Here is a 14071-nt window from a genome sequence, read left to right on the forward strand (position 1 = left end):
AGGCAAAACGCGCGCCCGCCTTTGACGCCGCCCGCCGGACGCGGTTCCGCCGACTTTTCACTTGACTGGCACGGGCTTGCGGTAAAATCCTGTTCTGCACCAACGGCCCCGCTCCAGACGCACATTCCGGGCGCCGTCATCTCCATTCACGGACGTCGAGCCATGTATCAATCGGATATCACGCAGTTCCTGAATCAACTGAAGCAGCAAAAGCCCACTCTCGAAGACGAGCAGCGCCGCGGCCGCGCCCTGCTGTGGGACAAGCAGCCGATCGACCTCGACGAACGCGCGTCCAATCAGGCTGCACGCGTGCAGCAGACCTCGTACGTCTACTACCAGAACTTTTAAGTGACCACTGCCGACGAGGCCCGCGCCGCATCGGAACAATCCGACGCAGCGCTCGCCACGCCCGCCACCGATTCGACGACCAACACCGTCGACGGCATCGCTTTCGCTCGCCTGTACGGCGAGCCGCTCTTCAAGCTGCCGCAGGATCTGTACATCCCGCCCGACGCGCTCGAAGTCTTTCTCGAGACTTTCGAAGGCCCGCTGGACCTGTTGCTGTACCTGATCCGCAAGCAGAACTTCAACGTGCTCGACATTCCGATGGCCGATGTGACGGCCCAGTATCTCGGCTATGTCGAACAGCTGCGCAAGACCAATCTCGAACTCGCCGCCGAATATCTGCTGATGGCGGCCATGCTCATCGAGATCAAATCGCGCATGCTGCTGCCCGTGAAGAAGGCGGATACGGGCGAGGAAGCGGAAGACCCGCGCGCCGAGCTGGTGCGCCGCCTGCTCGAATACGAGCAGATGAAGCTCGCCGCGCAGCGCCTCGACCACCTGCCGCAGCTCGGGCGCGACTTCCTGCGCGCCGACGTGTACATCGAGCAGAGCATCTCGCCGCGCTTTCCCGACGTCGACACGGACGACCTGCGTTCCGCGTGGGCCGACGTGATCAAGCGCGCGAAGCTCGTCCAGCATCACAAGATTTCGCGCGAGGAACTGTCCGTGCGCGAACACATGAGCGTGATCCTGCGCCGCCTGCAGAACGCGCGCTTCATGGAGTTCTCCGAGCTGTTCGACACGACGCGCGGCGTGCCCGTCGTGGTCGTGAACTTCATCGCGATGCTCGAACTGTCGCGTGAATCGTTGATCGAGATCACGCAGGCCGAGCCGTTCGCGCCGATTTACGTGCGGCTCGCCTATCTGCCCGCCTGACAGGCTGCCGGGCGTGCGGGCGAACCGTTGCACGACGCCATGGCCGCGCCCTGACGCACCGGCAATTCGCCCCACTATCCAGGATTCCAGGCGTTTACCCGGCTGCCCGGAATCGGTGCAGCGCGACAATAAATCCACTACAATCCGGCGCTTTGAAGCCGTCCCCGGACGGCCCGTCCAGCGGCTGGCCTCTCCCGGCCTCGTGTGGACTTTCCCGCAACCGCGCGCATCGTCGCGTGAACGAGACAACCGCGAGCCACGCTGCCGCCCGTCGGCGCTCCGCGTGACTCCCAACATCGCCCGATCATGAAAGTCATCAGTTCGATCCAGGAATTGCGCGACCAGTTGCGCGGCCAGAACCGCACCGCCTTCGTGCCGACGATGGGCAACCTGCATGAGGGCCATCTGTCGCTGATGCGCCTCGCGCGCCAGCACGGCGACCCGGTCGTGGCGAGCATCTTCGTGAACCGGCTGCAGTTCGGCCCGAACGAGGACTTCGACAAATACCCGCGCACGCTTCAGGACGACATCGAGAAGCTGCAGAAAGAAAACGTCTACGTGCTGTTCGCGCCGACGGAGCGCGACATGTATCCGCAGCCGCAGGAATACCGCGTGCATCCGCCGCATAACCTCGGCGACATCCTGGAAGGCGAGTTCCGCCCCGGCTTCTTCACGGGCGTGTGCACGGTCGTGATGAAGCTGATGTCGTGCGTGCAGCCGCGCGTCGCCGTGTTCGGCAAGAAGGATTACCAGCAATTGATGATCGTGCGCGCGATGACCGAGCAGTTCGCGCTGCCGACCGACATCATCGCTGCCGAAACCATCCGCGATAACGACGGCCTCGCGCTGAGTTCGCGCAATCGCTTTCTTTCAGAAGCCGAGCGCGCCGAAGCGCCGATGCTCGCGGCCACGCTGCAAGGCATGCGTCAGGCCGTGCTGTCGGGCAACCGCGACTTCGCGAAGCTCGAACAGGAAGCGATGGCGTCGCTCGCCGCGCGCGGCTGGAAGCCGGACTACATCGCGATTCGCAAGCGCGCGAACCTGATCGCGCCCGCCGCGGACGAACTGGATGCGCCGCTCGTCGTGGTGGCGGCGGCGAAGCTCGGCGCGACGCGCCTGATCGACAACCTCGAAATCTGACGGCCGGAAGGACTAGCCATGCAACGCAATATGCTGAAGTCGAAGATCCACCGCGCGGTGGTGACGCACTGTGAACTGCACTACGAAGGATCGTGCGCGATCGACGAAAACCTGCTCGAAGCGGCGAATATCGTCGAGAACGAGCGCATCGACATCTGGAACATCAACAACGGCGAGCGCTTTTCGACGTACGCGATCAAGGGCGAGCGCGGCAGCGGCATGATTTCGCTGAACGGCTCGGCGGCGCGGCGCGCGCAACTGGGCGATCTGGTGATCATCGCGGCGTTCGCGAACGTCGACGAGGAAGAACTCAAGGCAGGCTGGAAGCCGGATCTGGTGTTCGTCGACGAGAACAACGCGATCAAGGGCAGCCGCGACCACGTGCCGACGCAAAGCTGGACCTGAACGCCGCGGCTGTCTGGCCGCCGGAACAGAAAAAGGGCTGAAGCTGCGCGAGAACCGCGCGCCTTCAGCCCTTTTTGTTGCCGCCCTTCCCGTTCGCGGGCTTGCCGTTCTCAGCCTTGGCGCTCTCGGCTTTAATGCCGTGGCCTTTCCCGTCGACCCACGCGGTGATCGACTCCCACTGCTCCAGATCCTTCTCGACACGGCTCTTCGCGACGTCCCACAGCGTCAGGCCGTGCGCCGCCAGCTGCACGTAATTCTGTGTGTCGCGCAGATAGCCGAGCACGGGCAGATCGAGCCCTTCGACGAAGCGATGCAACTGGTCCGCCGACTTCGTGCGCGCATCCACCCGCATGCCGACCACGCCGATCTCGATCGCGCCTTTGCGGACGGCCTTTTCCTTCGCGAGGCGTTCGAGAAATTCCTTGGTCGCGAGGATATCGAAGATGGACGGCTGGAGCGGCACGATCACCTTGTCGGCCAGCGACAGCGCGACGTTCAGCCGGTTGCCGTGCAGCCCGGCGGGCGTATCGATCACGGCCTGCTCGAGGCCCTTGGGCGGCTTCACGGGCGAGTCGGGATCGACCTGCCATGTTTCGATGGCCGGCAAGGTTTCCGGACGCAGATCGAGCCACGCGTGCGCGGACTGCTGCCGGTCGAGATCGGCGAGCGCGACCCATTGGCCTTCCGCCGCAAAGTAGCCAGCCAGATTGGTCGACAGCGTGCTCTTGCCCACGCCGCCCTTTGGATTCGCTATCACGATCACCGTCATGAATTCTCCCGGGAAGAAGGCTGGCGCTGGCCAGCCGGTTTGCCGCTCGACTTCCGGCCCGCCCGCGCGCGGCGGCTCGCAGTGACGGCTGATCCTGCTTGCGAGCGCCCGTGCACGCGGCGTGGCCCATTCGTTCCAGGCGTTGATAATATCGGCAAAACCCGTCCGGCCGAAGTCCCTACGCACCTGAGGGACGCTTCCAGCCCCTTTTTCCGAGAATCATGACCATGAGCAAACTGCGCAGCGACTACACGATCGACCGTCTTCACGAACGCCAGAAGGGCTCGCTGCCCGGCCTGCTGGGCGTGCGCGTCCTCGCGCTCGACGAAGGCACGCTGACGGCCGAACTGACCGTGCGCAGCGACCTTCTCGCGCCGAACGGCTACCTTCACGCGGCAACCGTCGTGGCGCTCGCCGATACGGCATGCGGCTATGCGTGCCTCGCGCACCTGCCCGACAACGCAACCAATTTCACGACCATCGAGCTAAAGAGCAACTTCCTCGGCACGTCGCGGGACGGAACGATCCGCGCCGTCGCCAAAGCCGTGCATCTGGGACGCAGCACGCAGGTGTGGGACGCGACCGTCACCGATGCCAACGGCAAGACGATGGCCCTGTTCCGCTGCACGCAGATCGTGCTGTACTGAGTTCACGCGGGCGGCGACGGCGCTCGCGAAAAGTGACGATTTACGACAAATCTCGCGAGCACTCCGGAACATCGGGCGATTATGATCGGGAGCATCATTGCCGTCCCCGCAGCGTCCCTGCTGCGCCCGCACCATGCCTCCTGAACCAGCGAACTTCCAGGCCGCCTTCGAAGCCCATCTCGCCGGCCGGCTCGACGAAGCCGAACGCGGCTATCGCGCCGTGCTCGAACACGACCCGCATCACGCCGACGCGCTGCATCTGCTCGGCGTCGTACTGTCGGCGCGCGGCGTATGGATCGAAGGCGAAGCGCTGCTGCACCGCGCGATCGCGTTGCGCGACGACGCGCATTTCCACGCCAATCTCGCCGAACTGCTGCTGCGCCGTGGGCGACTGCAAGAGGCCGAAGCAAGCGGCCGTCGAGCCATCGACGTCGATCCGCGCTGCGGGCTCGCCCATTTCTACCTTGCCGAAACACTGACGCGAACGGCGCGTCCGCGCGAAGCCGAAGCGGCGTATCGCAGGTCAATCGAACTCGAGCCGAAGATGCTCGCTGTCCGCAACAATCTCGGCAACCTGCTGCTGCACGAGAACCGCTTCGACGACGCCATCGCCACGTTTGGCGAGGCGCTCGACATCGACGGCACGTATATCCACGCGCTGTACAACCTCGGCATGGCGCTCTTGCGCAGCGTGCGTCCCGCCGAGGCCGAGATGGCGTTCCGGCGGGCGCTCGCCGTTCAGCCCGATCATCGCGACGCGCTGCACAACCTTGGCACGGCGCTCAAGCTCACGGGCCGATACGACGAAGCGGAAGCCGTCTACCGGCAGACCCTCGCGCTAGCGCCGGATTTCGCCGACGCTCACTGGAACCTCGCCGTGCTGCTGCTCACTCAGGGCCGTCTGGCGGAAGGCTGGCCGCACGCTGAGGCCCGTTACGCGCCGCAGCGCGCGCCGAAGGACATTCCGCCGCCCGCCGGGACGCCGCAGTGGCAAGGCGAGTCACTCGACGGAAAGACGCTCGTGCTGTGGCACGAGCAAGGCTACGGCGACTGCGTGCAGTTCGCGCGCTACGCGCCGCTTCTGAAGGCACTCGGCGTGCGGCACTTGACGCTGATGTGCCCGGCGCCGCTCAAACCGTTGATGGAAACGCTCGACAGCATCGACGCCGTCACGACGCACAGCGGCCAGATCGGGCAGCACGACTTCTGGGCGTATCCGCTGAGCCTGCCATTGCGGTTCGGCACGACGCTCGACACCATTCCCGCCGCGCTGCCTTATCTGCGTGCATTGCCGGAGCGCGTCGAGCGATGGCGTGTCCATCTGTCGAAGGCGCCGGGGCTAAAAATCGGGCTCGTCTGGAAGGGCTTCGCCGGCAACCAGCACGACGCGACGCGCTCGCTTCCCGATCTCACGCCGCTCGCGCCGCTGTGGACCGTGGCAGGCGTGACGTTTTTCAGCCTGCAAAAAGGCCAGGGCGAGGACGAAGCGGCCGCGCCGCCTGACGGGCAGCCCATCGTGAGTCTTGGCTCGGGTATCGAGGATTTCGCGGATACGGCCGCGATCATCGCGCAACTGGATTTGCTGATCGCCGTCGATACGGCGGCCGCGCATGTGGCGGGCGCGCTCGGCAAACCGTGCTGGCTGATGCTGCCGCACGACTGGACCGACTGGCGCTGGCTGCTCGAACGCGACGATACGCCGTGGTATCCGGGCGTGATGCGCCTGTTCAGGCAGTCGGCTGCGGACGACTGGCGGGAAGTCGCCGAACGCATGGCGGATGCGCTCCGGCATCTGGAAAAATGACCAGACGGGCATGCCGGCATGCCCGTCTCACATCAAGTTCAGGCCGCGTTGCGCACCTGCCCGACCGACGCCGCCTTCACGCCGCCGACAGCAAACAGCCCATTGCCGAGCAGCGACTGCACGACGAGCGTCACCGCCCAGAACGCCGGATATTCCCAGCCGCCGTGCGGCGACGCAAAGCCCCAGCCGTTCGGCAGATGCACGGACAGCGCGCCGAGCATGAACGGCACCAGCACCAGCGCGACCCAGCGGACCTGCACGCCGAGCAGCAGCGCAATCCCGCCGAACAGTTCGACGAACGCGGTCAGATAGCCGAGCCAGCCCGGATAGCCGATCGACTGGAAGAATTGCGCCGTGCCCGGCAGCGTGAAGACGAAGATTTTCTGCAGGCTGTGCGCCAGATACATCACGCCCAGCGCGACGCGCAGGATCGTGGCGGCCAGATCGGCTTTGTTGCTTGCGGTCGGGTTCATGTCGGTTCCTCGGGATCGGGTTTGACGGCGCGGACTGCGCCGTCGATGGAACGGACTTTATTCGAACCGCTGGGCGGGAAAAATCACCTTGGCGGCTTAGATTAATTCCTGATGAGAAGGAATCAGCCGACCGCCGCCCACAGACGTTTCAGATCGAGATGCCCGGCGAGCGTGTCGGCGAGCCGTTCCAGCGAAGCTTCGCGCAATGCCGGATAGTCGATTGCATCGGCATTTTTCAGCCCGGCCCATTCGAGCAGCGACGCGCAGGCGGCGGGCGTGTCGAACAGACCGTGCACGTAGGTCGCGAGAATCTGGTTGTCGGCGGAACGCGCGCCATCGGGACGCACACCGCCCGCTTCGTCGGCGAGCAGCAGTGCGGGCGCATCGAGTGCGGGCCCTTGCGTCTCGCCCATGTGGATCTCGTAGCCCGCGACATCGGCGGTGCTCGTCGCGAGCCGACCCGTTACGTTCTTCAGTGTCTTCTCGCGCGTGAGCGTCGTCGAGAAATCGAGCCAGCCGAGCCCGGCGACCGTCGCGGGCGGCCCTTCCACGCCATACGGATCCGCCACCTCGCGACCGAGCATCTGCATGCCGCCGCAAATGCCGATCACGCGTCCGCCGTAACGCAGATGCTTTTGCAACACGGCGTCCCAGCCTTGCGCGCGCAAAAACGCGAGATCGCCCTGCACGTTCTTCGAACCCGGCAGAATGATCAGGTCAGCGGGCGGCGGCGTGGTGCCCGAACGCACGTAGTGAAAGTCGACCTGAGGATGCGCACGCAGTGCGTCGAAATCCGTGTGATTGCTGATATGCGGCAACGCGGGCACGACGACGCGCAACGCCTCCGCACTCGCCTGCGCGGCGCGCAGCTCGCGCGGCAGCATGTCTTCGGCATCGAGCGTGAGGCCATGCAGATACGGCACGACGCCGAGCACGGGCTTGCCCGTCTTCGCTTCGAGCCAGTCGAGCCCCGGTTGCAGCAAGCTCACGTCGCCGCGAAAACGGTTGATCACGAAGCCGCGCACGCGCGCCTGCTCGCTTTCCGACAAACACGCGAGCGTGCCCGTCAGATGCGCGAACACGCCGCCGCGATCGATGTCGGCGACGAGCACGACGGGACAATCGACGGCTTCAGCAAAACCCATGTTCGCGATGTCGCGCTCGCGCAGATTGATTTCGGCGGGACTGCCCGCGCCTTCGACGAAGATCGCGTCGTAAGACGCCTTCAGCCGCGCATACGATTCCAGCACCGCTTCGAACGCGACGGGCTTGTAGTCGTGATACGCGCGCGCATCGAGGTTCATGCGCGCCTTGCCGTGGATGATCACCTGCGCGCCGCGATCGCTGGTCGGCTTGAGCAGCACGGGGTTCAGATCGGTGTGCGCGTCGATGCCCGCCGCAACCGCCTGCAACGCCTGCGCGCGGCCGATCTCGCCGCCGTCGACGGTCACTGCGCTGTTGAGCGCCATGTTCTGCGGCTTGAACGGCGCGACCCGCACGCCCGCGCGCCGCGCGAGCCGGCACAGACCGGCGACGAGCGTGCTCTTGCCGGCATCGGAAGTCGTGCCTTGAATCATCAGCGTGCCGCGCGGCACGTCCTGCGAATCGGGAGAGAGGTCGAGTTGAGCGGACACTGTGGCCACGTGCGCGAAGCAGCAAAAGGGAAGCCCGCATTATCCCACCGGCACAGTCGGTACAATCACGCGATGATTTCCCGCGACCTCACCTTCGTTCTCGGCGGCGCACGCTCGGGCAAGAGCCTGCATGCCGAACAACTCGCGAGCGCGAGCACATGGCCTGTCACCTATGTCGCGACCGCGCGCATCGGCGACGAGGAATTCGCTGCACGCGTCGCACGTCATCGCGAGCGGCGGCCCGCGCATTGGGCGCTGCTCGAAGCGCCGCTCGATTTGCCGCAAGCCATCGCGTCCATCGACAAGGCAGACCACTGCATCCTGATCGACTGCCTGACGCTGTGGCTCGCGAATCTGCTCTGCCCCGCCGATGGTTCTCCTCCGCTCGCCAATTATCTCGACCGATTCGCCGCGCTCGAAACGGCGCTCGCGCAGGCGCATTCGAAGATCATCGTCGTCAGCAACGAGATCGGTCTTGGCGTGATCCCGCTCGGCGCAGCGACGCGTCTTTACGTCGACGAACTCGGACGGCTGAATCAGCGCATCGCGGCCATCAGCACGCAGGCCACGATGATGGTCGCGGGTTTGCCGCTGTCGCTCAAGCAAGCGGGCCGCGCATGATGCTGCTGTCGTTGCCGCTCGTCGCGACGCTCGCCACGGCCTCCGTCGCGGTCGACCGATGGTTCGGCGAACCGGAGCGCACGCATCCTCTCGTCGGTTTCGGCAAGCTCGCGGCGAAAATCGAAGCCGCGCTGAACACGGGGCGACGCGGACGGCTGCTGGGCATACTCGCGTGGCTGCTCGCCGTCGCGCCGCCCGTGCTGATCGCGACATGGCTCGTGCTCGCGCTGCCGTTCATCTGGGCGTGCGTGGTGCATGTCGCGTTGCTCTACTTCGCGCTCGGCGCGCGCAGTCTGCACGATCACATCGAACCGATCGGCCGCGCGCTCGCAAAGCGCGATCTCGCGCAGGCGCGCGTGCTGACGGCGCGCATCGTATCGCGCGAAACGTCGGATGCCGATGAAGGCGCGCTGTCGCGCGCCGCGGTGGAATCCGCATTGGAAAACGGCAACGATGCGATCTTCGGCGCGCTGTTCTGGTTCGTGATTTTCGGCGGGCCGGGCGCGCTCGCCTTTCGTCTCGCGAATACGCTCGATGCGATGTGGGGTTATCGCACGCCGCGCTATCTGCGCTTCGGCTGGGCGGCCGCGCGTTTTGACGACGCGTTCAACTACGTGCCCGCGCGTTTGACGGCGCTGAGCTACGCGCTGCTCGGCGACACGCGCACCGCCCTGCAATGCTGGCGCGAACAGGCGCCGCGCTGGGACAGCCCGAACGCGGGGCCCGTGATGGCCTCGGGTGCGGGCAGCCTCAACGTGCTGCTCGGCGGCGCGGCTGTGTATCACGGCGTGATAGAACAGCGTCCCGTGCTCGGCGCCGGTCACACGGCCAGCGCGCGGCATGTCGAGTCGGCGCTGATACTCGTCGAACGAACGGTGATTCTGTGGCTCGCCGCGTTCATTGCGCTCGCGCTGCTGAGCGTGCCGTTCCAGAGCTAACCGATGACACAGACCATTCAGCACGGCGGCAATCTGCACGAAGCGGCGCAACGCTACGGCATTCCGTACGACGCGTGGCTCGATCTGTCGACGGGCATCAATCCGCATGGCTATCCCGTGCCGCCCGTTCCCGCCGATGCCTGGCGTCGTCTGCCCGACAGCGGCGACGGTTTCGCGGAACGCGCGGCGCGCTATTACGGCGCGCCGGATGCATCGCATGTGTTGCCCGTCGCGGGGAGCCAGGCGGCGATACGGGCGCTGCCGATGTTGCTCGAACGCGGCACGGTAGGCATTGCGCGGTTGACGTATGGCGAATATGCGCCTGCGTTCGCGCGTGCCGGGCATCGTGTGATGACGCTCGATGTCACGCGCGCTGCGCTGCCCGATAACCTCAAGCATGTTGTCGTCGTCAATCCGAACAACCCGACGGCCGAGCATCTAAACGCGTCGACGCTGCTGCAATGGCACGCTGCATTGAATGAACGCGGCGGCACGCTGATCGTCGACGAAGCGTTCGCCGATGCGCTGCCGTCTCAATCGATCGCTGCGCACACGCATCGCGAAGGGGTCGTCGTGCTGCGTTCTCCGGGCAAGTTTTTCGGACTCGCGGGCGTGCGTGCGGGCTTCGTGCTGGCGTGTCCGCGGCTGCTCGAAGCGCTCGATGAAACGCTCGGCGCGTGGACCGTCAGCGGTCCTGCGCGTCATGCCGTCAGCGCAGCCTTCGCCGATACAGCCTGGCAAGAGAACATGCGCGCGCAACTCGAACACGAAAGCTCGCGTCTCGTCGCGCTGTTGAACGCGCATCGCTTCACCGTTCATTCGACGCCGCTGTTCGCATGGATCGCCGACACGCGCGCCGCTCAACTGCATCACGCGCTCGCGGCACAAGGCGTATGGACACGCTTCTTCGCCGCCCCCGCGAGCGTGCGTTTCGGTCTGCCTGCAACGGAAAGCGAATGGACGCGCCTCGAAGCCGCGCTGCATCACGCAATGACAACGCTCTAAAAACGATGCGACTCCGCCGATCATTTCGCGCACTGGCCACGTCATGCGCACTCGCGTTCACGTCGCACGCTCACGCGGCAATCACCGTCACCGACGACACCGGCGCGCAAGTCACGCTCGCGCAACCCGCGCAACGCGTGATCAGCCTCGCGCCGCACGTGACGGAAATGATCTACGCGGCGGGCGGCGGCGCGAAGCTCGTCGGCGCGGTGACGTACAGCGACTATCCGCCCGAAGCAAAACAGCTGCCGCGCGTCGGCGATAACAAGGCGCTCGATCTCGAACGCATCGTCGCGTTGAAGCCCGATCTGATCGTCGTGTGGCGGCATGGCAATGCGCAGCGGCAGACCGATCGCCTGCGCGAACTGCACATACCGTTGTACTTCAGCGAGCCGCATCGTCTCGACGATATCGCTGTGTCGCTGACGAAGCTCGGCACATTGCTCGGCACGTCGACTTCCGCCGATGCAGCGGCGCGCAGTTATCGCCAGCAGATTGCCGCGCTGCGCGAACGATACGCGAAGCAACCCGTGGTCAGCGTGTTCTATCAGGTATGGGACGAGCCGCTGATGACGCTCAACGGCGAGCACATGATCAGCGACGTGATCGCGCTGTGCGGCGGACGCAATGTGTTTGCGAAGCTCGAACCGCTGGTGCCGACGATATCGACGGAAGCGGTGCTGGCGGCGAACCCCGACGCCATCGTGACTGCCGCGCCCGGCGCCACGCAACCGGACCGACCGCTGCCATCGCTCGATAAATGGAAGGCGTGGCCCGGCATGACAGCCGTGGCGCACAACAACCTGTTCGCGATCGACGGCGATCTGATCAATCGTCCTGCGCCGCGTATCGCGCAAGGCGCGGCGCAACTGTGCGAAGACCTCGATATCGCGCGCTCACATCGCGCGGGCCATTGAACGTCCACCAGGACATCAAGCGTTCCAGCGCACGATCGACCATTCCTGGCTCGTGTCGTCGCGTCGCAACCAGACGCAACCCGCCATATCGACCGACCATTTCAGACAGCGCTCGACAGGCAGGCCGAGCACCGTCGCAGCGATCACGCGTATCACGCCCGCATGCGTGACGACATACGCGGGTGTGAGTTCGCGCGTCTGCTGGAATACGTCGAACCACGCGCGCACGCGGGCCACGAACTGCTCGACGCTTTCGCCGCCATGCGCACGTGCGCCCTCGAAATCTTCGGCCCATGCATCGATCAACGCGCGATCGATACCGTCCCAGCGTTGCAGTTCCCACGTGCCGAAGTCCATTTCCTTCAGGCTGTCGTCGGTGCTATAGGCGCAACCGAAGTTCGCCGCCAGTGCGCCCGCAACGCTGGCGCAGCGTGTGAGCGGACTCGACAGCAGCACGCGCGGCGCGGGCACCTGCAACGTGGCGAGACGCACGGCAAGCGCAGCCGCCGAGGTTTCGGGCGCATCGGCGAGCGCCACGTCGCTTTGCCCGTAGCACACGCCTTCATCGACGGACACAGCCGGATGACGGATCAGAACGATATCCATGCGAGCCCCACCAGATAGATGGCCAGTTCGAAAATCTGCTGTGCAAAACCGAGACAGTCACCCGTATATCCGCCGATGCGTCTGACGAAATAGCGGCCCAGCATGTAGCGCAACGCGATCAGCACGACCAGCGTGATGCAAGCAGCGCGCCACTGTGGCCAGAAGAGCCACGGCATACCCAGAACGATAGCGCAGCCGAACGCATTGCGTGACATGCGCTGCGCGACGGGCTTCGCCTTGCCTTCGGCGCGCACGTAATCGAGCGTGACGAGGTAACTGATCGCGCAGGTGCGGCTCGCCGCGTGCGCGGCGATCATCAGCCATGCGGCGCGCATCGGCGGCAACGCGGCGAGCGTCTGCCACTTCAGCGCGAGTGCGATCATCAGCGCAATCGCGCCGAATGCGCCGATGCGCGAGTCATGCATGATGCGCAGCGTGTCCTCGCGCGTATAGGCGCCGCCGAACGCATCGACGCAATCGGCGAGACCGTCTTCGTGGAATGCGCCTGTGATGAGCAGCGTCGTCGCCATCGACAGCAGCACGGCAACGCCCGCCGGAAAGATGCGCAACGCGGCCATATATACGATCGCGCCCGCCGCGCCGACCAATGCGCCGACCAATGGGAAGTAACGCGCCGCCGCATTCAGATAATGCGGCTCGTAGCCGACCCAGCGCGGCACGGGCACACGCGTGAAGTAGCCGAGCGCCGTGAAGAAATAACGCAGTTCATTCATCGCTGTTCATTCACCGCATCTTGTCTGCGCTGTTCTACCACGGTCAAACGCCTGTTTTGATGCATGCCGGAAGCATCATCGAAGGATCATGCATCGCGTTGCGCGACGCCCGCCGACTCGAAGCTCGCCATCTCGTTGACGAACGCGACGGCCGCGCGCAGCAGCGGCATAGCAAGCGCCGCGCCCGTACCTTCGCCGAGCCGCAGATCGAGCGCGAGCAGCGGCACTGCGCCGAAGTGATCGAGCATGCGCCGGTGCCCCGTCTCGTTCGATGCATGCGCGAACACGCAGTAGTCGCGCACGGCGGGCGCGAACGCATCGGCAACCAGCAGCGCGGACGTCGCGATGAATCCGTCGACGACGATCGTCATGCGCGCTTCCGCCGCCGCGAGATACGCGCCCGTCATCATCGCGATTTCGAAGCCGCCGAAGGTTGCAAGTACATCGAGCGGATCGTTCGATACGGGATGATGCGCGAGCGCAGCAGCCAGCACGTTGCGCTTCTTCACGAGGCCCGCGTTGTCGAGACCCGTGCCGCGTCCGACGCAATCGTCAATGGGCACGCCGCACAGACGGCTCATCAGGCACGCAGCCGACGACGTGTTCGCAATGCCCATCTCGCCGAAGCCGATCACGTTGGTGCCGAGCGCCGCGTGATGTCGCACGCGCTCAGCGCCCGCGCGCATCGCGGCGAGCGCTTCGTCGCGCGTCATCGCGGGCTCTTGCGCGAAGTTGCGCGTGCCCTTGCCGAGCGGAATATCGACGAGCCTTTCATGCGATTCGAACGCGTGCGCGACGCCCGCATTCACCACTTCGAGTTCGAGGCCCGCGACGCGGCTGAACGCATTGATCGCCGCGCCGCCCGCAAGAAAGTTGAGCACCATCTGCGCCGTCACCGCTTGCGGATAAGGACTCACGCCCGCGTTCGCGATGCCGTGATCGGCGGCGAAGACGATCATCGCGGGACGCGTGATGGACGGCTGCGTCGTGCGCTGGATCATGCCCATCTGACGCGCGAGCGTTTCGAGCTGGCCGAGGCTGCCGGGCGGTTTCGTCTTCAGATCGATGATACGTTGCAGGTCGGCGCGCATCGACTGTTCGAGCGGTTCGACGTGAGGCAGTGAATGCGAAGTGATCATATTTGTATTGGCGTGATG

At 65.3% G+C, this 14071-nt stretch carries 16 protein-coding genes; 10 read left to right on the top strand and 6 right to left on the bottom strand.

Annotation, left to right across the window (positions count from 1 at the left end):
* Window positions 1-162 precede the first annotated feature (162 nt).
* The 4 genes from QEN71_RS25055 (at window position 163) to panD (ending at window position 2766) form a co-directional block, all read left to right on the top strand.
* Window positions 163-348 (top strand): DUF3460 family protein, encoded by a 186-nt coding sequence (locus QEN71_RS25055; RefSeq protein ID WP_201659209.1) that lies wholly within the window; start codon window positions 163-165, stop codon window positions 346-348.
* Entirely contained in the window at window positions 349-1221 is an 873-nt protein-coding gene (locus QEN71_RS25060) for a segregation and condensation protein A (RefSeq protein ID WP_201659207.1), read from the top strand.
* A gap of 306 nt (window positions 1222-1527) precedes the next feature.
* A complete protein-coding gene (gene panC / locus QEN71_RS25065) occupies window positions 1528-2361 on the top strand; it encodes a pantoate--beta-alanine ligase (protein ID WP_201659205.1) in 834 nt (277 codons plus the stop codon).
* Between the two features lie 18 nt (window positions 2362-2379).
* Window positions 2380-2766 (top strand): aspartate 1-decarboxylase, encoded by a 387-nt coding sequence (gene panD, locus QEN71_RS25070; RefSeq protein WP_201659202.1) that lies wholly within the window; start codon window positions 2380-2382, stop codon window positions 2764-2766.
* 64 nt (window positions 2767-2830) lie between these two features.
* Here panD and QEN71_RS25075 read toward each other — a convergent pair whose 3' ends face one another.
* The gene (locus QEN71_RS25075) at window positions 2831-3535 is read right to left on the bottom strand and encodes a ParA family protein (protein WP_201659200.1); all 705 of its coding nucleotides are present in this window, start codon (window positions 3533-3535) and stop codon (window positions 2831-2833) included.
* Between the two features lie 227 nt (window positions 3536-3762).
* Here QEN71_RS25075 and QEN71_RS25080 point away from each other — a divergent pair, with 227 nt between their 5' ends.
* Both QEN71_RS25080 and QEN71_RS25085 read left to right on the top strand, forming a co-directional pair.
* The gene (locus tag QEN71_RS25080; RefSeq protein WP_201659198.1) at window positions 3763-4182 is read left to right on the top strand and encodes a PaaI family thioesterase; all 420 of its coding nucleotides are present in this window, start codon (window positions 3763-3765) and stop codon (window positions 4180-4182) included.
* Between the two features lie 133 nt (window positions 4183-4315).
* Window positions 4316-5986, top strand: coding sequence for a tetratricopeptide repeat protein (locus QEN71_RS25085; RefSeq protein WP_201659196.1), 1671 nt, complete (start codon window positions 4316-4318; stop codon window positions 5984-5986).
* 38 nt (window positions 5987-6024) lie between these two features.
* Here QEN71_RS25085 and QEN71_RS25090 read toward each other — a convergent pair whose 3' ends face one another.
* On the bottom strand, window positions 6025-6459 hold the full coding sequence (locus QEN71_RS25090) for a DoxX family protein (protein WP_201659193.1): 435 nt from the start codon (window positions 6457-6459) through the stop codon (window positions 6025-6027).
* Between the two features lie 122 nt (window positions 6460-6581).
* Entirely contained in the window at window positions 6582-8036 is a 1455-nt protein-coding gene (locus QEN71_RS25095) for a cobyric acid synthase (RefSeq protein WP_201659230.1), read from the bottom strand.
* A 129-nt stretch (window positions 8037-8165) separates the two neighbouring features.
* Between QEN71_RS25095 and cobU the strand changes: the two genes are divergently transcribed.
* The 4 genes from cobU to QEN71_RS25115 are packed head-to-tail and all read left to right on the top strand — an operon-like array spanning window position 8166 to window position 11574.
* A complete protein-coding gene (gene cobU / locus QEN71_RS25100) occupies window positions 8166-8714 on the top strand; it encodes a bifunctional adenosylcobinamide kinase/adenosylcobinamide-phosphate guanylyltransferase (protein WP_201659190.1) in 549 nt (182 codons plus the stop codon).
* A complete protein-coding gene (gene cbiB / locus QEN71_RS25105; RefSeq protein ID WP_201659188.1) occupies window positions 8711-9652 on the top strand; it encodes an adenosylcobinamide-phosphate synthase CbiB in 942 nt (313 codons plus the stop codon). Before cobU ends, cbiB begins: the two co-directional genes overlap by 4 nt.
* Before the next feature lie 3 nt (window positions 9653-9655).
* Window positions 9656-10657 carry a threonine-phosphate decarboxylase CobD gene (cobD, locus tag QEN71_RS25110; RefSeq protein ID WP_201659185.1) on the top strand — a complete coding sequence of 334 codons (1002 nt, stop codon included), beginning with the start codon at window positions 9656-9658 and terminating at the stop codon, window positions 10655-10657.
* A gap of 5 nt (window positions 10658-10662) precedes the next feature.
* Window positions 10663-11574, top strand: a complete 912-nt coding sequence (locus QEN71_RS25115; RefSeq protein WP_201659182.1) for a cobalamin-binding protein — start codon at window positions 10663-10665, stop codon at window positions 11572-11574.
* A gap of 15 nt (window positions 11575-11589) precedes the next feature.
* Here the strand turns inward: QEN71_RS25115 and cobC are convergent, their stop codons facing one another.
* The 3 genes from cobC to cobT all read right to left on the bottom strand — a co-directional run bounded on the left by cobC (window position 11590) and on the right by cobT (window position 14053).
* Complete coding sequence (gene cobC / locus QEN71_RS25120) at window positions 11590-12180, bottom strand: alpha-ribazole phosphatase (RefSeq protein ID WP_201659180.1); 591 nt, start codon at window positions 12178-12180, stop codon at window positions 11590-11592.
* A complete protein-coding gene (locus QEN71_RS25125; protein ID WP_201659176.1) occupies window positions 12165-12914 on the bottom strand; it encodes an adenosylcobinamide-GDP ribazoletransferase in 750 nt (249 codons plus the stop codon). Before QEN71_RS25125 ends, cobC begins: the two co-directional genes overlap by 16 nt.
* Before the next feature lie 86 nt (window positions 12915-13000).
* Entirely contained in the window at window positions 13001-14053 is a 1053-nt protein-coding gene (gene cobT, locus QEN71_RS25130; protein WP_201659173.1) for a nicotinate-nucleotide--dimethylbenzimidazole phosphoribosyltransferase, read from the bottom strand.
* Between the last annotated feature and the right edge of the window lie 18 nt (window positions 14054-14071).

This window comes from Paraburkholderia sabiae (assembly GCF_030412785.1).
GTDB classification, from domain to species: domain Bacteria; phylum Pseudomonadota; class Gammaproteobacteria; order Burkholderiales; family Burkholderiaceae; genus Paraburkholderia; species Paraburkholderia sabiae.